Source organism: Phenylobacterium sp. (genome assembly GCF_028290885.1).
GTDB lineage: Bacteria > Pseudomonadota > Alphaproteobacteria > Caulobacterales > Caulobacteraceae > Phenylobacterium.
The window spans coordinates 1-19857 of record NZ_JAQGIZ010000086.1 but is presented as its reverse complement, the minus strand read 5'-3'; the positions used below and the strand labels follow the sequence as shown (position 1 = coordinate 19857).

Sequence of the window (19857 nt, the reverse complement as noted above, 5' to 3'; positions counted from 1 at the left end):
CGCTGGCCACCGCGTCGGTCAGCGCCGAGAACACCGAGATCGCCAGCATCAACGGCGGCTCGCCCACCGCCTTGGAGCGGTGAATGCTGGGTTCGCGGTTCTCGCCACGCTCCCAGATCGCCATGTTAAAGGCGTCGGGCCGGTCGCCGGCCACCGGGATCTTGTAGGTCGAGGGCGCATGGGTTTGCAGGCGCCCCGTCTCGTCGAACACCAGCTCCTCGGTGGTCAGCCAGCCCATGCCCTGGATGAAGCCGCCCTCGATCTGGCCCAGGTCCACCGCCGGGTTCAGCGAGCGGCCGACGTCGTGCAGGATGTCGACGCGGGTCACCTTGTTCTCGCCGGTCAGGGTGTCGATGACCACCTCCGAACAGGCCGCGCCATAGGCGTAGTAGTAGAACGGCCGGCCCTGGTGGCGGGCGCGGTCGTAGTGGATCTCGGGCGTCCGGTAGTAGCCGGTGGAAGAGAGCGAGATGCGCGCGAAATAGGCCCGTCGCACCAGCTCGGTGAAGGTCAGCGTCGTCTCGCCGGCCGCCACGCCGTCCGGGCCGAACACCACCTGGGCCGGCTTGCAGCCGAATTCCTTGGCGGCGAAGGCGACCAGTCGCGCCTTGATGGTCCGCGCCGCGGCCTGGGCGGCCATGCCGTTGAGGTCGCTGCCGGAGGAGGCGGCGGTGGCGGAGCTGTTGGGCACCTTGTCGGTGCGGGTGGCGCTGATCTTCACGGCGTCCAGCGGGACCTGGAACTCTTCGGCGACCACCTGGGCGACCTTGATGTTCAGCCCCTGGCCCATCTCGGTCCCGCCGTGGTTCAGGTGGATCGAGCCGTCGGTGTAGACGTGCACCAGCGCGCCGGCCTGGTTCAGGTGGTTGGCGGTGAAGGAGATGCCGAACTTCACCGGCGTCAGCGCCAGGCCGCGCTTGAGTATGGTGTTCTCGGCGTTCCAGGCCGTGACCGCCTTGCGGCGCGACCGGTAGGCGCAAGCTCCCTCCAGCTCGGTCATCAGCTCGAAGGCGACGCTGTCGACGACCGTCTGGCCATATGGTGTCAGGTCGCCGGAGACGCCGTAGAGGTTGGCCAGGCGCACATCCAGCGGGTCCTTGCCGAGATGCAGCGCGATGGCGTCCATCGCCCGCTCGATCCCCATCATCCCCTGCGGTCCGCCGAAGCCGCGGAAGGCGGTGTCGGAGACGGTGTTGGTGCGCAGGCGGTGGGAGACGATCTCGGCGGCCTGCAGGCAGTAGGCGTTGTCGCAGTGGAACATCGCCCGGTCGTTGATGGCGATGGAAAGGTCGGCGGAGTGGCCGCAGCGCGAGGCGAGCTCGAAGGCGGCGCCGCACAACACACCGTCGCCGTCGAAGCCCACCTGCCAGTCGCTCACGAAGGCGTGCCGCTTGCCGGTCATCACCATGTCGTCGTCGCGGTCCAGCCGGACCTTGGCCGGACGGCCGGTCTTGGCGACGGCCAGGGCGGCGAGCGCCGCATAGTGGATCGACTGGGTCTCCTTGCCGCCAAAGCCACCGCCCATCCGGCGCACCTCGACGGTGACCGCATTGTCGCGCAGGCCCAGGCAGCGCGCGATCAGGTGCTGGGTCTCGGTGGGGTTCTGGGTGGAGGACCAGACGTGCAGGTCGCCGTCCTCACCCGGCAGGACGAGCGCCACCTGGCCCTCGAGGTAGAAATGGTCCTGGCCGCCGCTGGCCAGGGTCCCGGAGAGCGCATGCGGGGCCGAGGCGATCGCGCCGCGGGCGTCGCCCAGGCGCATGACCTGGCTGTCCTCGATCAGCGAATTGGCGGCGCGGGCGGCCTCGATGGTCAGCAGCGGCGGCAGGTCTTGGTATTCGACCACGGCGAGGGCCGCGGCGGCGCGCGCCTTGGGCAGGCTCTCGGCGGCGACGGCGAACAGCGGCTGGCCGACATAGCGGACGACGCCCTCCGGCAACAGCGGCTCGTCGTTGACCACCGGGCCGATCTCGTTCCTCCCGGGGATGTCGGCGGAGGTCAGCACGCAGACGACGCCGGGCGCGGCGCGGACGGCGGAGAGGTCGAGGCGGGTGACGCGGGCGTGCGCCCGGGCGCTCTGGCAGACATGGATGTGCAGCAGGCCCGCGGGCTCGGGCAGGTCGTCGATGTAGAGCGCCTCGCCCGCCACGTGCTTCTCGGCGCTGTCATGGGCGACGGCGCTGTGGACCGTGGCCAGCGTGCGGAGGGCGTCGCCAGCGTCAGGCATGGGCCACCGCCTCGGCCTCGAGGACTCGGGTGGGCGCGCCGGCTGAGCTCTCCAGCCACGCCTTGAGGATGAGGTTCTTGGCCGCCTGCAGGCGGTAGGCGGCCGACGCCCGCATATCGTCGATCGGCTGGAAATCCTGCGCCAGGGCTTCGGCGGCGCCGCGGACCGTGGCCTCGGTCCAGGGCCGGCCGGTAAGCGCGGCTTCGCACGCCGCTGCCCGCTTTGGCGTCGCGGCCATGCCGCCGAAGGCGATGCGGGCGTCGGTGACCCGGCCGGCCTCGACGCCGATGGAGACGCCCGCGCAGACGGCGGAGATGTCCTGGTCGAAGCGCTTGGACAGCTTGAACAGCTTGAAGACCCGGCCGGCGGCGATCTTCGGCACGATCACCGCCTCGACGAACTCTCCGGGCGCGCGGTCCTGCTTGCCGTAGGCGAGGAAATAGCCTTCCAGCGGCAGGGTGCGGGTCGCCCCGCCCTTGCGCAGCACGACCGTTGCGCCGGCGGCGATCAGGGCGGGCGGCATGTCGCCGATCGGCGAGCCGTTGGCGATGTTGCCGCAGACAGTGCCGAGGTTCCGGACCTGCAGTCCGCCGAGCCGCCTCAGCATTTCGCCGAATTCCGGGTGCAGATCGACAAGAACGGCTTCCGCGTCGGCGTACCGGACGGCGGCCCCGATGCGGATCGCATCGCCCAGGTCCTCGACGCGGCGCAGCTCGGCGACCTCGTTGAGCGAGATCACCGTCGGCAGGGTCCGATGCTGCTTGGTGACCCACAGCCCCACGTCGGTGCCGCCCGCCAGGATGGCGCCGTCGGGATGCGCCTCGACCGCCGCGGCCAGTTCGGAAGCGGTTCGGGGCGCCAGGAACCGCCGGCCCTTGTGCTCGACCTCCAGGCTCTCAGTCGCCCGTATGCCTGCCAGCTCGACCGCCAGCGCCTCGGCGAGCCGGGCGTCCGGATCCGCCCCCATGGCCTGGCCGGCCGCCAGGATCGGGCCGTAGCCGGTGCACCGGCAGAGGTTTCCGGCAAGAGCGTCTTTCAGCGTCCCGCTGTCGGTCGCGGCGCCTTCGCGCTGGTGGGCGTAGAGGCTCATCACGAAGCCCGGCGTGCAGAACCCGCACTGGCTGGCGTGGTTGGCGACCATCGCTTGCTGGATCGGGTGCAGGGCGGCCCCTTTTTCGCGCTTCAGGCTCTCGACGGTGAACAGCGCGCGGCCATCGAGCATCGGGGCGAACAGGATGCAGGCGTTGACCGCCCGGAATCGCACCCGGCCGTCCTCCAGCTCGCCCAGCACCACGGTGCAGGCGCCACAATCGCCCTCCGCGCAGCCCTCCTTGGTGCCGGTGCGGCGCAGATCGTAGCGCAGCAGGTTGAGCACCGTCAGCGTCGGGTCGACGCCGTGAAGTTCCCGGACCTCGCCATCCAGCAGGAAGCGGATCGGCCGGCCCATCGTCAGCTGCCGCGATAGGTGGAGTAGCCGAACGGGCTGACCAGCAGGGGCACGTGGTAGTGCCCGCCCGCGTCGGCGACGCCGAACTCTACGGCCACCGTCTCCAGGAAGCCGGGTTCGGGGAGGTCCAGGCCGAGGCCGCGAAAGTAGCGGCCCACATCGAACTCCAGCCGATAGGCGCCGGCCTTCAGCGCCTCGCCGGTCAGCAGGGGCGAATCGAACCGGCCGTCCGCGTTGGTCTTCGCGCCGAACAGCACCACGCCGTCCCGCATAAGGCGCAGCGCCATGCCCGCGGCGGGCTTGCCGTGGGCGGTGTCCAGGACGTGGGTGGTCAGACCGCTCATTGACCTTCCGTGATCGCCAGCCGCCCAGAGTCGGTCCAAGCCCCTCGAATTGCAACTCTCTGGCCGTCCTGCGAGGCTGCGGACCGTGCCAAGCCTGCTATGCGGTCAGACATGCCCAGAGACCCCTTTCCCCGCGACCTCGTCGGCTATGGCCGCGAGCCGCCGCACGCCGACTGGCCGGGCGGCGCGCGCATCGCGGTGCAGCTGGTCCTCAACTACGAGGAGGGCGGGGAAATGAGCGTGCTGCACGGCGACGAGCAGTCGGAGACCTTCCTCTCCGACCTGATCAATCCGCCGGCCATCGTCGGGGCGCGGCATATGAGCATGGAGCAGATCTACGACTATGGGGCGCGGGCCGGGGTCTGGCGGCTGCTGCGCCTGTTCGAGCGCTGCGGCGTGCCGGTGACGGTGTTCGGCGTCGCCATGGCGATGGAGCGCAACCCGGCGGTGGTCGAGGCCTTCCTGGAGGCCGGCCATGAGATCGCCTCGCACGGCTGGCGCTGGATCAACTACCAGGAGGTGCCCGAGCAGGTGGAGCGCGAGCACATGTTCAGGGCCATCGAGGTCCACAAGCGGCTGACCGGCGAGCGGCCGCTGGGCTGGTACACCGGGCGCACCAGTCCCAACACGCGCCGGCTGCTCGCCGAGCAGGGCGGCTTCCTCTACGACGCCGACGACTATTCGGACGACCTGCCCTTCTGGGCGATGGTCTCCGGAAAGCCGCAGCTGATCGTGCCCTACACGCTGGAGGCCAACGACATGCGCTTCTCCGGCGGCGGCCTGGTCACCGGAGAGCAGTTCTTCAGCTACCTGAAGGACGCCTTCGACGTGCTCTACGCCGAGGGGGAGGAGCGGCCGAAGATGCTGTCCGTAGGGCTGCATTGCCGGCTGGCCGGGCGGCCCGGCAAGCTCGCGGGCCTCGAGCGCTTCATCCGCTACGCCCAGGGGCACGACGACGTCTGGTTCTGCCGCCGGATCGAGATCGCCAAGCACTGGCGCGAGCGGCATCCCCATGCGCGGTGAATGCAATCGTGTCCTTCTCCCACAAGGGAAAAGGGACCGATGAAGCCGAGTGACCTTTCACACGCTGAATTCCTCGCGCGGTTCGGGCCGGTCTATGAGGCCTCGCCGTGGGTGGCGGAGGGCGTCTGGCCGGCGGTCGAGGCAGGGCGTCTGGACGACCCGCCAGGGTTGGCGACGGCGATGCGCGCGGAGGTGGACGCCGCGCCCCGCGAGATGCAGCTCGCCCTGATCCGCGCCCACCCCGAGCTCGCCGGCCGCGCCCGGATGGCCGACGCCTCGGTGAAGGAACAGTCCGGGGCGGGTCTCGACCAGTGCTCCCCGGCCGAGTTCGCAGCCTTCCAGCGTCTCAACGCCGCCTACGACGCCCGCTTCGGCTTCCCCTTCATCGTCGCGGTGAAGGGCTTGACGCGCGCCGATATACTGCAGGCGTTCGAAGCCCGGCTGGCCAACGATCCGGAGACCGAGTTCGAGACCGCCATCACCCAGATCCACCGCATCGCGGGCTTCCGGCTCGCGGAGCTGACCTAGAGGGACGATGCCCAGTGTTCGACGACCTGCGCCGCCGCTACGTGGACCTGGCCCAGCCCCGGCTGGGCTCGGAGGTGGTCTACGCCACGGACGACTTCTTCGCCGACAAGTCGCGGCTGATCTCGCCCGAGCCGCCGGTGTTCGTCGCCGGCAAGTACGACGACAACGGCAAGTGGATGGACGGCTGGGAAAGCCGCCGCAAACGCACGCCCGGCCACGACTGGTGCGTGATCCGGCTGGGCGTCCCGGGCGAGGTCGCGGGCTTCGAGATCGACACGGCCTACTTCACCGGCAACTACCCGCCTGGCGCTCAGCTCGAGGTCTGCCGCTCCGACGAAGTCATTCCTGGCGAGGGCGCCGGCTGGACGGTGGTGACGCACCGCCACGATCTGAAAGGCGATGACCGGGTCTGGTTTCCGATCGATCACGCTGACCCTGTCACTCACGTGCGCTTGCACATCTACCCCGATGGCGGCGTGGCGCGCCTGCGGGTCTGGGGCCGGGTGCTGCCGGACTGGTCGAAGGTGGGGGTGGACGAGGCGATCGACCTGCTCGCCGTCGCCAACGGCGGGCGCGGGATCATCGCCAACGACGAGCACTACGGCGCGGTGGCGAACCTGACGGCCCCCGGCCGCGGCGCGAACATGGGCGACGGCTGGGAAACGCGACGGCGCCGCGAACCCGGCCACGACTGGGCGGTGCTGGAGCTGGGCGCCTTCGGACGGATCGACGAGATCACCGTCGATACGGCGCACTTCAAGGGCAACTACCCCGACCGCTGCTCGGTCCAGGCCTCGGCGCGGGCGCACGGGAGCCCTGAGGAGATCGCCAAGCAGGCGGAGGCCTGGCCAGTGCTGTTGCCGGAGGTGAAGCTCTCGGCCGACCACGTCCATGTGTTCCGCGACGAACTGGCGGCGCTGGGGCCGGTGAAGTTCGTGCGGCTGAATATCTACCCCGACGGCGGCATCAGCCGACTGCGGGTGGTGGGACGCGTCGCGATCTAGGCGACTTCGCTCAGCGGCGCGGGCAATCCGCCCGCAGCTGCGATGAACCTCGCCACCTCATCCACGCCGACCAGCCGGGTCAGGTCGGTGAAGACGTAGGGCCGTTCGCCGCGCGCCTTGGCCGTGTCGCTCCGCATCACCGACAGGTCCGCGCCAACGTGCGGCGCGAGGTCGGTCTTGTTGATCACCAGCAGGTCCGAGCGGGTGATGGCCGGGCCGCCCTTGCGGGGGATCTTCTCCCCCTGGCAGACACTGATCACATAGATCGTCAGGTCGGCGAGATCGGGCGAGAAGGTGGCCGCCAGGTTGTCGCCGCCGCTCTCGATGAAGATCACGTCGAGGTCCGGGTGGCGCCGGTTCATCTCCGCGATGGCCGCCAGGTTGATCGAGGCGTCCTCGCGGATGGCGGTGTGCGGGCAACCCCCCGTCTCCACGCCCAGGATGCGGTCCTCGGGCAGCGCCTGCAGGCGGTTGAGGATCAGGGCGTCTTCCTGGGTGTAGATGTCGTTGGTGACCACGGCGACGCTCCAGCGGTCGCGCATCCGCTTGCAGAGCTTCTCGACCAGCGTGGTCTTGCCCGAGCCCACCGGGCCGCCGATGCCGACGCGCAAGGGGCCATTCTTGCTTAGCGGGGGCTTGCTCATGAGATGAAGAGCCTCACACCTAAGGTTTCGTGCCGCATGGCGGCGATGTCGGAGCAAAGCGCCGATGAGCCGAGGTCGTCCAGGGTGGAGGCCGCGGCGCGGGCGGCCGTGGCCAGGATCACAGGCTCCAGCTCGGCGATCACCGCCACGCCGTCGGTCTGGCCGAGCGGCACGGCGCGGACGGCGACGCTGACCAGGTTGGCGGCGAAGGCGTGCAGCCAGGCGGTCAACGCGATCTCGAGCGGGATGTTCGCGCTGGCCGCGACAGCGCCGACGGCCACCGGGTAGGCCACCGCACCGCTCAGCACCGGCGGTCCCCAGGGGCGGGCGGCGGTGAGGAAGGCCTCGCCCTGGCCCAGCGTCTCGCGGCGGCGCTCCAGCGACGGCGCCAGCGCCTCGGCCAGCTCCACGATCTCGGCCAGGCCGGGGGCGTCGCCGGCGGCGGCGGCGTCCCAGGCGGCCTTGAACAGCACCGCGTCGGTCCAGCCGCTCCCGTGCTCGACCAGGCCCGCGATCCAGGCGCTGAGCGCCTCGGCCTCGGCGATCGTGCCATCTCGGATGACCGTCTCGAGCCCATGCGAATAGCTGAACGCCCCCACCGGGAAGGCCGGCGAGAGCCAGGTCATGAGGCGCAGGAGGTGGGCCTCAGTGGTCATGGTGATGATCCGCCGGCCCGTGGTCGTGATAGGCGCCGCCCTCGGGGTCGAAGGGCTCCTCGACTTCGCGGACCTCGGCGCCCTGGTGCTCCAGCATGTGGGCGATGACGTGGTCGCGGCGGATCAGGATGCGGTCAGCCCGGATGGCGGCGGCCAGGTGGCGGTTGCCGATGTGCCAGGCGAGGCGGGTCAGCGCCTCGGGGCTGGCGGCGCGGACCTCCAGCAGCGGCTCGGGCTCGGCCACCACCAGCAGGATGCCGCCGCCCGCCAGCGTCAGGCCGTCGCCGCCCTTCAGGTGTGTCGCCTCGGGCAAGTCCAGCAAGTACTGGGCGCCGCTCTCGCCGGTCAGCACGATCCGCCGCCGGTGGCGTCCGTCGTAGTCCAGGAGCACGCGGTCGACGGCGACGCCGCTCCAGGCCTTGGCCGGCAGGACGCCGGTGATGGGCTGAGGGGCGGCCATCAGAACAGGAAATACCGCTGGGCCATGGGCAGCACCTCGGCCGGTTCGCAGGTGAGCAGTTCGCCGTCGGCGCGGACCTCGTAGGTCTCGGGATCGACCTCGATATCGGGCGTCGCCGAATTGTGGATCATCGAGGCCTTGGAGATGCCGCCCCTGACGTTCTCGACGGCCACCAGTTCCTTGTCCAGGCCGAGCCTGCCGCGCAGGCCGTTCTCCACCGCCAGCTTGGAGACGAAGGTCACGGAGGAGCGGGTCAGCGACTTGCCGTAGGCCGCGAACATCGGCCGGTAGTGCACCGGCTGCGGCGTGGGGATCGAGGCGTTGGGGTCGCCCATGGGCGCGGCGGCGATGCTGCCGCCCAAGAGGACGAGGTCCGGCTTCACGCCGAAGAAGGCGGGGTTCCAGAGCACCAGGTCGGCGCGCTTGCCCTCCTCGACGCTGCCGATGTGGGCGCTCATGCCGTGGGCGATGGCCGGGTTGATCGTGTATTTGGCGATGTAGCGCTTCACCCGGGCGTTATCCGCAGCGCCGTCGCCGGGGAGCGGGCCCCGCTGCTTCTTCATCTTGTCGGCGGTCTGCCAGGTGCGGATCAGCACCTCGCCGACGCGCCCCATGGCCTGGCTGTCGGAGGAGATGATCGAGAAGGCGCCGAGGTCGTGCAGGATGTCTTCGGCGGCGATGGTTTCCCTGCGGATGCGGCTCTCGGCGAAGGCCACATCCTCGGGGACCCTTGGATCGAGGTGGTGGCAGTCCATCAGCATGTCGAGGTGCTCGGCTAGGGTGTTCACCGTGTAGGGCCGTGTCGGGTTGGTGGACGAGGGGATGACGTTCGCCAGCCCCGCCACCTTGATGATGTCCGGCGCGTGGCCGCCGCCGGCGCCCTCGGTGTGGAAGGCATGGATGGTGCGCCCCTTCAGCGCCGCCACCGTGTCCTCGACGAAGCCGCTCTCGTTCAGGGTGTCGGTGTGGATCATCACCTGGATGTCGAGGTCGTCGCCGACGCCCAGGCAGCAGTCGATGGCGCCCGGCGTCGTGCCCCAGTCCTCATGCAATTTGAGCGCGCAGGCGCCGGCGGCGACCTGTTCGACCAGGGCGCTCGGCAGGCTGGCGTTGCCCTTGCCCGAGAAGCCGATGTTCATCGGGAAGGCTTCCGCCGCCTCGATCATCCGCGCCAGGTGCCAGGGGCCGGGCGTAGCGGTGGTGGCCTTCGTGCCGGTCGCAGGGCCGGTGCCGCCGCCCAGCATGCAGGTGACGCCGCTCATCAGCGCCTCCTCGATCTGCTGCGGGCAGATGAAGTGGATGTGGCAGTCCATGGCTCCGGCGGTGAGGATCTTGCCCTCGCCGGCGATGATCTCGGTGCCCGGGCCGATGACGATGTCGACGCCTGATTGAGTGTCCGGATTGCCCGCCTTGCCGATCTTGTGGATGCGGCCATCGCGCAGGCCCACGTCGGCCTTCACGATCCCCCAGTGGTCGACGATCAGCGCGTTGGTGATGACCGTATCGACGGCGCCCTGGGCCCGCGTCGCCTGGCTCTGGCCCATGCCGTCGCGGATCACCTTGCCGCCGCCGAAGGTGACCTCTTCGCCGTAAGTGGTCAGGTCGCGCTCGACCTCGATGAACAGCTCGGTGTCGGCCAGGCGCACCCGGTCTCCCACCGTCGGGCCGAACATGTCGGCGTAGGTGGCGCGGCTGATCCCGGCGGGCATGTCAGAGACCGCCCATCACGGCCTGGCGGAAGCCGAACACCCGGCACGCGCCGCCGAACGGGATCAGGGTCACCTCCCGGGCCTGGCCGGGCTCGAAGCGCACGGCGGTCCCGGCCGGGATGTCCAGGCGCATGCCGCGCGCCTGCGCCCGGTCGAAGGCCAGCGCCGGATTGGTCTCGAAGAAGTGGTAGTGACTGCCCACCTGGATCGGCCGGTCGCCGGTGTTGGCCACCTGCAGGGCGACCGGCGCGGCCCCCGCGTTGAGCTCGATCTCCCCCGCCGCCGCGATGACTTCGCCGGGGATCATCGGGCGCGCCGCGTGCGCATAATCCAGCCCCCGGCCGCCACGGCTGCGACGGCCGCGATCATCCCCAGATGATCGGGTTCGGTGAAGAGGTGATGCATCCCCTGCGCCAAGCTCATGGTCCAGTGATCGCCGGGGTGGGCGAGGGCGGCCGTAAGCAGCAGCGTTAGAAGAGCGGCGCAAAGCCCTCTCCCCCCTGCGGGGAGAGGGTTGGGTGTGGGGGTGTCGGCTCGGCGTTCGAGGGGCCGGAACTCAGCCTCACAGCTTGCACCCCCACCCCCGACCCCTCCCCGCAAGGGGGAGGGGAGAACGCTCTTCTGCCGGCAAATCGAAAGATGCATTCGAACTCCTTCAGCGGATGGGGTGATGGACGGTGACCAGCTTGGTGCCGTCGGGAAAGGTGGCCTCGACCTGGACGTCGTGGATCATCTCCGGGACGCCTTCCATGACCTGGGCGCGGGTGATCACGTGGGCGCCGGCCTCCATCAGTTCGGCGACCGTGCGCCCGTCGCGGGCGCCTTCGACCACGAAGTCGGTGATCAGCGCGATGGCTTCAGGGTGGTTCAGCTTCACGCCGCGGGCCAGGCGCTTGCGGGCGACCTCGGCGGCCATGGCGACCAGCAGCTTGTCCTTCTCGCGCGGGGTCAGGTTCATGGCCTAGAGCCGCCAGATGCGCGGCGCGGGCTCGCCGTCGCGCAAGGCCGCGATCGCCGGCAGCAGAGCGCGCCGCAGGCTGAGGCCGTCCGCCGCGACGATACGGGCGAAAAGCTTGCCGTCGAAGGCGCTGGCGCCGCCATAGGGCCCGATGGCCTGGCGCAGCGGCGTCAGGAACCGCCCCGCGTCGTCGGCGACGAGCAGCAGGGAGGCGAAGGCCTTGCCGCCGGCCAGGGTCGGGGCCAGCCCCGCGACCGCGGAAATCGGCCCCTCGAAGCGCAAGTCGTCGGCGAACACCAGCCGGCCCTCGCGGCGGATGCGCCAACGGTCGCGCAAGGTCCCACGCCTCACCGTCTCGCCCATGGCCGTGCGGCCCAGCACAACGGCCTCGACCGCCAGCAGCCGCGCGTCGGCCGCCAGGTCCGCCTCCAGGGTCCGCGACAGCGCTGCGCCGTCGAACAGGATGGATTCCTGCGGCAGCCAGTCGATCCGCGCGCCGCGAGCGGCGTCGAGCGCCACCGTCACCTCCGCCCGGCCATCGCGGGCGCGGTAGACCTTCTCGCAGGCCTGGGTCGTGAGCGTCAGCGCCGCCCCCGGCCCCGCCCGCGCCCTCCAGCTCATCCGGTCACCCCCCGTCAGGCCGCCGGAGGTGTTGATCAGCACGGCCTCGAGCCCCCGGGCCGCATGGTCCGTGGGCAGGCGGATCTTGCCGCATCCTTCCTGGTAGAGGCGCGCGAGCCGCGTCACGCCCGCCTCGGCGCTGACGTCGATGCGACCGACGCCCTGGGCGCGCTGCAGGGCGGGCGCGGATTTCGGATCGATAGCAAGGCTTCGGCTCTGGAACACGCCGCGAGCTTGCAGACACGACGCCGCCCCTGTCCAGCCGGGGCTCAGGCGCTCAGCGGGGGCGACCCCCGGCGCCAACTTGTTGGGCGCCGCCCGCGTCCGGTTTGCGGAGCCTCGGCCCCGCGTTATCGGCGGTAGTCGTCGCTCGGGCGGACGAGATTGCCGCGCTGATCGTAGTAGCCCTGCGAGGTCGGCCGGTATGCCGAGCCGTGCGCATAGCGGGTGTGGCCGCGGCGATAATAGGCGCGGCCGCCGCCGCCACAGCCCTGCTTGGCGATCTCATGGCCGACAACGGCGCCGCCGAGGCCGCCGATGATCGCGCCGCCACCGCCGCGCGAGACCGAATTGCCCAGCAGTGCGCCGCCCACGCCGCCCAGCACTGTGCCGGTGTCCTTGCGACCTTGGCACGATGCGCTCGCCCCTGTGGGGCCGGCAATCAGCGGTAGCGCGACCAGCGTCGCAAGGGCGGCCAAGGTGAAGGTGTTACGCATGATTGTTGTCTCGATCTCTGTTGTCCCGGTTACACAACGCCTGGAACTCTGTCGGGATGCGGACAGAACGGTAAGCGCGACGTCTCAGACCCTCGCACGGCCGTTTCCGACCCGATGTCGGAGCATGTGCAGTTCGTAGAGATCGCTGCGGCTGAACCGCAGGTGGGGCTGGATCGCATGGCGGGCGGCGCGGCCGATCTCCCGCCCGAGCGCCTCCATCTGATGGAACTGCGCGCGTTCGGCCTCGCCGACCTCCGCGGGCTCGCCGCGCTCGTGCGCCAGCAGCACTTCCTCGGCGCGCAGCACCAGTGTCAGCTGCAGTTCGATCCAGGCGCGCGCCTCGGCTGCGATGCGGCGCGGGAACCGCTCGGCGATCGCGGCGAGCGCGCGGCCCTCGTCCGTTTCGGCGAACCGGCCTTCGCGCAGGTCGGCCAGCAACCGGGCGTGGCCCTCGTGGTCGTGCTCCAGCCACTCATGCGCCGTGGCCCCACCCTTGGAAAACACCGCCAGGAGGGTGAGTGGGATCAGCACCATGGCCGCCAGCATCGCCAGCATCGGCTCGCCCGGCAGGTGGTTGAAGGCCGAATGGATGGCGATGGCGACCAGGAGGCCCGGCAGGAACACCCAGGGATAGAGTCTGGCGTGGCGGCCCTCGCGGTGCGCCTGGTGCTCGGAGAACTCGTGGGTGATCACCGCGAAGAGGGCGGTGGCCCCGCCGTGCATCACCGCCGTGCCGAACCCGCGCACCAGCCAGACGCCAAGGTTGGCCTCCGGGAAGATCGTCAGCAGGTAGGCGTTCTCGAACACCGAAAAGCCGGCGCCGACCGCAAAACCCGCGATGGCCGCGTCGAGCTTGAAGCCCACCCGATCAGTGGCGAACAGGCCGACTATAATCAGGCCCTTCAGCGTCTCCTCGACCACCGGTGCGACATAGCGGCTGTAGTCGGTGAAGCCGATCGGCAGGCCATCCATCACGTGGGCGTTGGACACGTAGGAGAGCGCCGCCAGCGCCGCGCCGGCCGCGGCGTAGGCGGCCACGCTGCCGCCGCTGACCAGCCGGAAGACGTCCAGCCGCTCGAACACCACCAGCAGCACCACCACCGGCGAGAGCGCCAGCACCAGCTTGGCGACCAGGGTCCAGTCCATCAGAGGATCTTCAATGAGATCATCGCCTCGTTCCCCCGATGGCGACCGTCCTCGAACCCCGCCGCGGCGCCCACCGACAGCACCATGGGCAGCCGGAGCGCGAAGGTGAAGTTGAAGTCGAGCTGGCCACCCACGGTCTCCAGGGTGCGGCTGTCCTGGGCGCCCGGGTCGATCGCCAGGACGCCGGCGAAGAGGGCGGGGCGCATGGAGCTCAGGAACAGGCTGGGACGGCCGATCTCGGAAAACCGCAGGGGCGGCAGGTTCAGCTCCAGAAGCGACTTGGCGAACCGGCGGCCGGCCAGCTCGTCGATCTTGAAGCCCGGGAAGCTGTCATATTCGCGGTAGCGCTTCACCTCGCCGTCGTCGACGTAGTTGTTGCCGAAAGCGCCGAAGTAGAAGTTGCTGAGCGGGTTGGTCTTGCCCCCGCCGCCGGCCCCCGCGGCGTTGTAGAGCCATAGCGAAGCGTGCTTCAGCGGCAGCGGCGCCCCAAAGTCGAAGGTCCCGTAGACCTTCGGAAACAGCTCGCCGGAGCCGTAGTCGCCCGCGCCCAGCAGCGACCAGCGGAGCCCCTTCTCGTAGTCGAGGGCGCCCAGGCTCTTGTCGGTGGCGGTGTAGCGCAGGCCGATCCTGCCGGAGACCAGATTCTTCGAGGTGGTGGCGATGTCCTGCGCCTGCGGCAGGGTGTCGAGCCCGCGGTAGGCCGCCAGGTCGGCCACGAAGTCGAGCTGGTTCGGGGGGTCGTAGATCAGGGCGTCCCTGTAGCCCACCAGCACCGCATCGCCCCGCCGGCTACGGTAGGTCGGCCCGAACAGGTCGTAGAAATCCGCCCCGTTGTGCCAGTAGCGCAGCCGCCACTTCAGGGTCTTGTACTCCAGGTTGACGTGCAGCCGCTCGTCGCCGGGCACGTCGCTCGCCGGCGAATAGGCGATCGTCGCCGTGGCTTGGTGGAATTGCAGCGGGTCCTCGAAGATCGCGTGCACCCCGGCCGCCACGTCGCCACGATAGCCCTCGACCACCGGATAGACCGCGGCGAGCTTCATCTCCTTGGTGGGCACGTACTTGCCGCGCTCCAGGATCAGGCTGTCGAGCGGCACGCTGGCCGGCGAACCCACCGCCCACTCCCGCACGATCGGATGCTTGGCGGCGATCTCCGCGCCCAGGAACCTGATCGAGCCCAGGTCCTGCAGCGGCACGGGGTCGATCACCACCGGGGTGAACCCCGCGCCGGTGTACTCGTAGACGATCAGCTTACCGTCCGGGCGCGGGATCGGCCGGACGAAGCCGGTCGAGGCGTTCGACACCGCCTCCACCTTCCCGGTGGCGATCTCGTAGCGGTAGATGTTCGAGACGCCGGTGTAGTAGCTCGACCCGAACAGGTACTTGCCGTCCGGCGAGAAGACGAACCCCTCCGGCGTCGAGGTCCCCAGCTTGAACTGCGCCAGCGGGTGGATCGGCCCGGAATCCAGGTCCTCGATCCGGTAGAGCCGGACCGACTGCTCGCCATTGATCTGCCCGAAGGAGGCCGAGAGCAGGGTCCCGTCCGGCGAGATGTCCAGGTCGAAGGGGATCTCGCCGTAGGCAAAGGTGTGCACCTGCGCCCAGCCGGCGTAGGGCGGCTCGAGCTTCACCAGCGTGACCAGGCCGTTGAGGTGCCGCAGGCCCCAGATCGCCTTGTCCTTGGGGTTTAGCGCCAGGTCGCCGATCCGGGCGTCGCGCAGCAGCATGCGGCTCTTGCCGCTCGCCACGTCCACCTCCATCAGGTCGCGGAAGGCGTAGTTGTCGGCGGTGTAGTAGGCCTTGTTCGCGCCTGCGTCGTAGGCGAGCGACGTCACCCGGTAGAGCATCGCGCCCTTGATGTCCGCCAGTCGCCGGATCCGCCCGTCGCCCAGCGACAGCACGCCGACGTTGGCGATCACGCCGGGCGTACGGAAGGCGCCCAGCAGGCCTTGGCCATCCGGCGTCAGGAAGGCCCGCGAGATCGACCCCAGTCCTTGCTTGGCGAGCGGCGTCGTCGGCGTCGCCGGATAGGCCTGCACCTGCGCCAGGTTCGCGCGCTGGAAGTCGTGCTCCCAGGCGATCCAGTCCTGCCAGGCGGCGTCCAGCGGCTTGCCGAACACCCGCTTGAACTGCACCGAGTAGTAGCCCGCCGACCCCGGGTCTCGCCGCAGCCACGCGATCACCTTCTCCGGCCCGTAGGTCAGCGCCAGATAGGAGAAGAACCGCGTCCCGTAGAGGTAGTCGTTGACCCCCACCTGGAAGTCGATGGCCGTGCCTTCCGCCTCCAGCCCGAGCGGCGAATAGAAGGTTGCGTTGTCGCGGACCTTGGCGCGGAACACCATCTCGTCGTAGCCGCCCTGGGCGCGGCCGAAGCCGCCGGCCATCCAGGTCTCCATGAATACCGCCGAGCCTTCCAGGTACCAGCGCGGCGTGTTCACCCGCGGCGTCGCCAGGAAGTTGTAGAGGATCGATTCCGGGTGATCCTCCACCGGCATCGGCTTGCCGTGGAAGAGCCGGCGCCAGTGCGCGTCGGTCTCGTTCCAGACGTCCATGGTCGCCACGTGCACCGGCTCGTGGTTGAGCAGGGTGAAGAACCGCTCGCCCGGACTGAAGGTCTCGAAGGTCTGCGGGATCGGCGCCACGTCCAGGAGGATCGCATTGTTGGGCGAGGCGCGGGCGGCGGCGTTGCCGTAGTCGGAGAAGTCCTTCAGCAGCACCGTCGTCCGGTCCCACGGAGTCCAGCCGAACAGCTTCCGCTGGAACGCCATCGAGTGCTCGAAGGTCCGCGCCACATAGGGCGTGAGGTAGGTCTGCGCGGGATCGAAATAGAGCAGCGACAGGTCGGCGGTCTTGAGGGTCGAGAGGTCGATCTCGGCGGCGTTGGGCGCCTTCACCGGCCCGGGCTTCTCCACCACCACGACCGGCGACGACGCGCCGGACGGGGCTGGGCCGGACGGGGCTGGGCCGCCCGGGGCGGGCGAGGTCGGCGGCGAAGCAGGCGCAGGCTGCGCGGTGGCCGACAAGGCCAACGCCCACAAGGCCGCGGCGGCCAGGCCCGGCCGCCAATATCCACGCCCCATACTCCCCCCGAACTCCGACGCGAGGCGCTTGGCCCCGCGCCGCAAACCCCTAGTTGGCGCCGACCTGGGCCGCGAAGCGCTGGTCGCCCAGCATGGCGGCGAAGGCGGCGTTCGACGCCAGCGACGCGAAGGCCCGCGAACTGGCCATCGCCGACATCGCCTGCACGTTGGTCGCCAGCGCCGACATCGCCTTGGCGTCCGAGGCCAGCGCCTGGAAGGCCTGCGGCTGCTGGGCCATCAGCGCGAACGCCTGCGGATAGGAGGCCATGGCCTGGAACGCCTGGGCGCTGGTGGCATTGGCCGCGCTGGCGTTGGCCGCGAGCGCCGAGGCGTGTGAAGCCGCGGCCGCCGCCGACTGGAACGCCTGGGCCTGCAGGGCCATGGACGCCAGCCCCTGCGCGTTGGCCGCCATCGCCTGGAAGGCCGCGGCGTTGGCGGCCATGGCGTCGAAAGCCTTGGCGTCGGAGGCCATGGCCTGGAACGCCTGGGTGTTGGTCGCCAGCGACCGGAAGGCCAAGGCATTGGCGGAGAGCGCCGCGAACGCCTGGCTGTCGGCTCTGAGCGCCGCCATCGCCTTGGCGTCGTTGGCCAGCGCCTGGAACGCCTGGGGCGCCGACGCCATCCCCTGGAACGCCTGCGGCGTCGAGGCGGCCATGGCGAAGGCGTTGACGTCCTTCGAGAAGTTGGCGAACGCCCTGGGATCGGCGGCCATCGCCTGGAGCGCCTGCGGATAGCGCGACAGCGCGGAGAACGCCACGGCGTGGGAGGCCATGGCGGCCATCGCCTGAGGCTGCTGCGCCATGGCCGAGAAGGCCGCGGAGTTGGCGGCCAGCGCCGCGCTGGCGTTGGCCATGGCTTGCGCCGAGGTCGCCTGGGCTGTGGTGGCCTGGGCGTTGAGGCCGGAGGCGGCCATCTGGGCCTGCACGGCGGCGGCGTTGGCCGCCATCGCCTGCAGCGCCTGCGCATTGGCCGCCACCCCTCGGAAGGCCGACGCATTGGCCGCCATGGCCGCCAACGCCTTGGCGCTCGCCGCCGAACTGAACGCCGCGTCGCCGGCGAAGGCCCTGAACGCCGACGCATTGGCCGCCATGGCCGCGAACATCTGGGCGTCGGCGGTGATCGCCGTCATCGCCTTGGCGTCACTGGCCAGGGCCTGGAAGGCCTTGGCCCCGCTCGACATGGCCGCGAACGAAGCCGGGTTGGCCGCCGCGGCCGCGAACGCCTTGGGGTCTTGGGCGAAGGCCCCGAACGCCTGGGCGTTGGCGGCCAGCGCCTGGAAGGCCTGGGGATAGGCGGCCAGCGCAGAGAGCGCGTTGGCGTGCGCCGCCATGGCCGCGAAGGCCTGCGGCTCCTTGGCCATGGTCTGGAACGCCGCCGAATTGGCGACCATGGCGGCGAAGGCCTGGGCGTTCGACGCCTGCGCCGCGGCCGACAGGCTCGCATAGGCCTGGGCGTCGCCGGCGAGCGCGGCGAAGGCTTTGGGATCCTTGGCCAGCGCGGAAAAGGCCGCGGGGTTCTGCGCCATGGCCGCCAGCGCCTTAGGGTTCTGCTGCGCCAACGCCATGAACGCGGGGTTGGTGGCCAGCGCGCGGAAGCTCTTGTCCTTGACCATCAGCTCGAAGGCGTCGGTCTGCATCAGCGTCGGCACCGTGGTGTCGCCCAGCACCACGTCGCCCGTGGAGACCTGGCTCACCTGATAGCGGTCGGCCGGCGCGATGGTCCCGGAGGTCGAGGCACCCTGCGGCGGGTAGACCCGCCCCAAGCCATAGGCGGCCACGGCGGCGATGACGACCGCGGCGCCCGCAACGATGATCTTGTTGTTGTTCGAAACCCTGGCGTTCATGAGCCCGTCCCCAAGCTGAAGCTCAACCACCAGACTTCGCGATCCGCGTTACGTCAATCGATACCTGTATCCGGGCGGGCGGAACCGCTTGCTGACCCCGAAACAACGGGTGCGGGCGGCGTGGTCCAAGGGGGCGTGGAGGTGGGGGCAGTCGGGCGGTAACAGGTCTCCACTTTCAGACCGCCGGATGGCCGGCCATCAAGCCAGCGGGATGAGTTCCTTCCGGATGAACCCGATCCTGCCCAGGAGCATTTCGGCATGCTCGCGTGTCGGAGCGACGGGGATCGGATAGCTGTCAGACAGGTCGCGCCCTTCCAGCACGTTGTCGGCCCAGTTCTGGGCGATCTCACAGTAGAGCCTCAGAGCAACACCGGGTGTCGGTGAGTCGTCGGTCTCGAAATGCATCGACGGAAGGTTGCCGCCCACCATCACAGGGGCTTCTCCACGCGAACGGAGCGTCGCAGCCCATGCTTTCCGTCGGTCGGTGTGAAGCGGATCGCCTGACCGCCGCCGGCGGCGAGTCGCAGGCTCAAGGTGTCGGCGGCGGTCACCTGGCGCTGCTCGATGACGATGTCGCTGGGCGCCGTCTTCCAGTCAGCGCCGGGGCCGTCGCGATAGATTTCCGCGCGATATTGCCGGCCGGGATCGAGAAATCCGAGCTGGACCGTCAGCGTCCGTCCGAACTCATCGCTGATCGAGCCCAGGTACCAGTCGTCGGACCTGCGGTCCTTGCGGGCGATGGTGACGAAATCGCCGACCTGGCCGTTGAGCACCCGGGTGTCCGACCAGTCCGTCGGCACGTCCTCGATGAATTTGAAGGGCTTCGGGTTGGCCGTGTAGTTCTCGATCCGGTCGGCGGCCATCTGCACGGGACTGTAGAGCACGACGTACAGCGCCAGCTGCTTGGCCCAGGTGGTCGGCACCCCGTCGGGCGAGCGGGTCTTCATGCCGAACACGCCCGGCGTGAAGTCCATCGGCCCCCGCAACATGCGGGTGAAGACGAGGTTGGTCTCGTGCTCAGGCGGATTACCGGGGGCGCCCCAGGCGTTGTATTCCTGGCCGCGGGCGCCTTCGCCGGAGACCCAATTGGGATAGGTGCGCCGAAGGCCCGTGTCCTTGATCGGCTCGTGGGTGTCGATCGCGACGTGATGGCGGGCCGCGGCCTCCACGACCTTGAGGTAGTGGCGGGCCATGTCCTGGCTTTCATGCCAGGTCAGGTGCGGCTTGCCGTCCAGGCCGACGACCTGGGCCTGGGCGGCGTCGGAGACATAGCCTGTCTTGACCGTGTTGATCCCGAGCTGCTCGTCGAGCGCGAAGGCCGCCTCCATCTGGCTCTCGTAGCGGGCGGCGTTGGCGCCGGTCTCGTGGTGCCCGATCAACTGCACGCCCTTGGATTTGGCGTAGGCTGTCACCTTCTTCAGGTCGAAGTCGGCGGCCGGTTCGGTGAAGCTGAA

At 69.9% G+C, this 19857-nt stretch carries 19 protein-coding genes; 3 read left to right on the top strand and 16 right to left on the bottom strand.

Annotated features, from left to right (window positions below; genetic code table 11):
- The 3 genes from xdhB to uraH form a co-directional block, all read right to left on the bottom strand.
- Positions 1-2227, bottom strand: a 2227-nt coding sequence (gene xdhB, locus JWP28_RS06320) for a xanthine dehydrogenase molybdopterin binding subunit (RefSeq protein WP_299541219.1), incomplete at its 3' end; no start/stop codon positions are given.
- On the bottom strand, positions 2220-3674 hold the full coding sequence (gene xdhA, locus JWP28_RS06315) for a xanthine dehydrogenase small subunit (protein WP_299541217.1): 1455 nt from the start codon (positions 3672-3674) through the stop codon (positions 2220-2222). The genes xdhA and xdhB, both read right to left, overlap by 8 nt.
- A 2-nt stretch (positions 3675-3676) precedes the next feature.
- Positions 3677-4018, bottom strand: coding sequence for a hydroxyisourate hydrolase (uraH, locus tag JWP28_RS06310; protein ID WP_299541215.1), 342 nt, complete (start codon positions 4016-4018; stop codon positions 3677-3679).
- 111 nt (positions 4019-4129) lie between these two features.
- On the opposite strand from uraH, the gene puuE reads away from it, so the two are divergent.
- The 3 genes from puuE to alc are packed head-to-tail and all read left to right on the top strand — an operon-like array spanning position 4130 to position 6573.
- Positions 4130-5041 carry an allantoinase PuuE gene (gene puuE, locus JWP28_RS06305; RefSeq protein WP_299541212.1) on the top strand — a complete coding sequence of 304 codons (912 nt, stop codon included), beginning with the start codon at positions 4130-4132 and terminating at the stop codon, positions 5039-5041.
- A gap of 39 nt (positions 5042-5080) precedes the next feature.
- Positions 5081-5569 carry a 2-oxo-4-hydroxy-4-carboxy-5-ureidoimidazoline decarboxylase gene (gene uraD, locus JWP28_RS06300; protein ID WP_299541210.1) on the top strand — a complete coding sequence of 163 codons (489 nt, stop codon included), beginning with the start codon at positions 5081-5083 and terminating at the stop codon, positions 5567-5569.
- A gap of 14 nt (positions 5570-5583) precedes the next feature.
- Positions 5584-6573 carry an allantoicase gene (alc, locus tag JWP28_RS06295; protein WP_299541208.1) on the top strand — a complete coding sequence of 330 codons (990 nt, stop codon included), beginning with the start codon at positions 5584-5586 and terminating at the stop codon, positions 6571-6573.
- Here the strand turns inward: alc and ureG are convergent.
- From ureG to JWP28_RS06230, 13 genes are all read right to left on the bottom strand, one after another.
- Positions 6570-7217, bottom strand: coding sequence for an urease accessory protein UreG (ureG, locus tag JWP28_RS06290; RefSeq protein ID WP_299541206.1), 648 nt, complete (start codon positions 7215-7217; stop codon positions 6570-6572). The genes alc and ureG overlap by 4 nt on opposite strands.
- Positions 7214-7873 (bottom strand): urease accessory protein UreF, encoded by a 660-nt coding sequence (locus tag JWP28_RS06285; protein WP_299541203.1) that lies wholly within the window; start codon positions 7871-7873, stop codon positions 7214-7216. Before JWP28_RS06285 ends, ureG begins: the two co-directional genes overlap by 4 nt.
- Positions 7863-8333, bottom strand: a complete 471-nt coding sequence (locus JWP28_RS06280) for an urease accessory protein UreE (RefSeq protein ID WP_299541200.1) — start codon at positions 8331-8333, stop codon at positions 7863-7865. The genes JWP28_RS06285 and JWP28_RS06280 overlap by 11 nt, the downstream gene beginning before the upstream one ends.
- The gene (ureC, locus tag JWP28_RS06275) at positions 8333-10042 is read right to left on the bottom strand and encodes an urease subunit alpha (protein WP_299541197.1); all 1710 of its coding nucleotides are present in this window, start codon (positions 10040-10042) and stop codon (positions 8333-8335) included. Before ureC ends, JWP28_RS06280 begins: the two co-directional genes overlap by 1 nt.
- Before the next feature lies 1 nt (position 10043).
- Positions 10044-10349 carry an urease subunit beta gene (locus tag JWP28_RS06270; protein ID WP_299541194.1) on the bottom strand — a complete coding sequence of 102 codons (306 nt, stop codon included), beginning with the start codon at positions 10347-10349 and terminating at the stop codon, positions 10044-10046.
- Between the two features lie 348 nt (positions 10350-10697).
- Positions 10698-11000: an urease subunit gamma gene (locus JWP28_RS06265; protein WP_299541191.1), complete on the bottom strand. Its 303-nt coding sequence runs from the start codon at positions 10998-11000 to the stop codon at positions 10698-10700.
- A gap of 3 nt (positions 11001-11003) precedes the next feature.
- Positions 11004-11846: an urease accessory protein UreD gene (locus JWP28_RS06260; RefSeq protein ID WP_299541189.1), complete on the bottom strand. Its 843-nt coding sequence runs from the start codon at positions 11844-11846 to the stop codon at positions 11004-11006.
- Positions 11847-11971: 125 nt separating this feature from the next.
- Positions 11972-12337 (bottom strand): hypothetical protein, encoded by a 366-nt coding sequence (locus JWP28_RS06255; RefSeq protein WP_299541186.1) that lies wholly within the window; start codon positions 12335-12337, stop codon positions 11972-11974.
- An 84-nt stretch (positions 12338-12421) separates the two neighbouring features.
- Positions 12422-13483 (bottom strand): PrsW family glutamic-type intramembrane protease, encoded by a 1062-nt coding sequence (locus JWP28_RS06250; RefSeq protein WP_299541184.1) that lies wholly within the window; start codon positions 13481-13483, stop codon positions 12422-12424.
- On the bottom strand, positions 13483-16560 hold the full coding sequence (locus JWP28_RS06245) for a hypothetical protein (protein WP_299541182.1): 3078 nt from the start codon (positions 16558-16560) through the stop codon (positions 13483-13485). Before JWP28_RS06245 ends, JWP28_RS06250 begins: the two co-directional genes overlap by 1 nt.
- Before the next feature lie 49 nt (positions 16561-16609).
- Positions 16610-18403: a hypothetical protein gene (locus JWP28_RS06240; RefSeq protein WP_299541179.1), complete on the bottom strand. Its 1794-nt coding sequence runs from the start codon at positions 18401-18403 to the stop codon at positions 16610-16612.
- 198 nt (positions 18404-18601) lie between these two features.
- On the bottom strand, positions 18602-18832 hold the full coding sequence (locus tag JWP28_RS06235; RefSeq protein WP_299541177.1) for a hypothetical protein: 231 nt from the start codon (positions 18830-18832) through the stop codon (positions 18602-18604).
- The coding region (locus JWP28_RS06230; protein ID WP_299541175.1) for a glycoside hydrolase family 97 catalytic domain-containing protein at positions 18832-19857 on the bottom strand (1026 nt) is incomplete at its 5' end. The genes JWP28_RS06235 and JWP28_RS06230, both read right to left, overlap by 1 nt.

Bases quoted from the DNA above. Each gene is read 5' to 3' on its own strand.
- ureC (WP_299541197.1), bottom strand. From the start codon at position 10,042: ATGCCCGCCGGGATCAGCCGCGCCACCTACGCCGACATGTTCGGCCCG.
- JWP28_RS06245 (WP_299541182.1), bottom strand. From the start codon at position 16,560: ATGGGGCGTGGATATTGGCGGCCGGGCCTGGCCGCCGCGGCCTTGTGG.
- JWP28_RS06280 (WP_299541200.1), bottom strand. From the start codon at position 8,333: ATGGCCGCCCCTCAGCCCATCACCGGCGTCCTGCCGGCCAAGGCCTGG.
- puuE (WP_299541212.1), top strand. From the start codon at position 4,130: ATGCCCAGAGACCCCTTTCCCCGCGACCTCGTCGGCTATGGCCGCGAG.
- JWP28_RS06235 (WP_299541177.1), bottom strand. From the start codon at position 18,832: ATGGTGGGCGGCAACCTTCCGTCGATGCATTTCGAGACCGACGACTCA.
- xdhA (WP_299541217.1), bottom strand. From the start codon at position 3,674: ATGGGCCGGCCGATCCGCTTCCTGCTGGATGGCGAGGTCCGGGAACTT.
- JWP28_RS06255 (WP_299541186.1), bottom strand. From the start codon at position 12,337: ATGCGTAACACCTTCACCTTGGCCGCCCTTGCGACGCTGGTCGCGCTA.
- JWP28_RS06265 (WP_299541191.1), bottom strand. From the start codon at position 11,000: ATGAACCTGACCCCGCGCGAGAAGGACAAGCTGCTGGTCGCCATGGCC.
- JWP28_RS06250 (WP_299541184.1), bottom strand. From the start codon at position 13,483: ATGGACTGGACCCTGGTCGCCAAGCTGGTGCTGGCGCTCTCGCCGGTG.
- ureG (WP_299541206.1), bottom strand. From the start codon at position 7,217: ATGAGCAAGCCCCCGCTAAGCAAGAATGGCCCCTTGCGCGTCGGCATC.
- uraD (WP_299541210.1), top strand. From the start codon at position 5,081: ATGAAGCCGAGTGACCTTTCACACGCTGAATTCCTCGCGCGGTTCGGG.
- JWP28_RS06285 (WP_299541203.1), bottom strand. From the start codon at position 7,873: ATGACCACTGAGGCCCACCTCCTGCGCCTCATGACCTGGCTCTCGCCG.
- uraH (WP_299541215.1), bottom strand. From the start codon at position 4,018: ATGAGCGGTCTGACCACCCACGTCCTGGACACCGCCCACGGCAAGCCC.
- JWP28_RS06270 (WP_299541194.1), bottom strand. From the start codon at position 10,349: ATGATCCCCGGCGAAGTCATCGCGGCGGCGGGGGAGATCGAGCTCAAC.
- JWP28_RS06240 (WP_299541179.1), bottom strand. From the start codon at position 18,403: ATGAACGCCAGGGTTTCGAACAACAACAAGATCATCGTTGCGGGCGCC.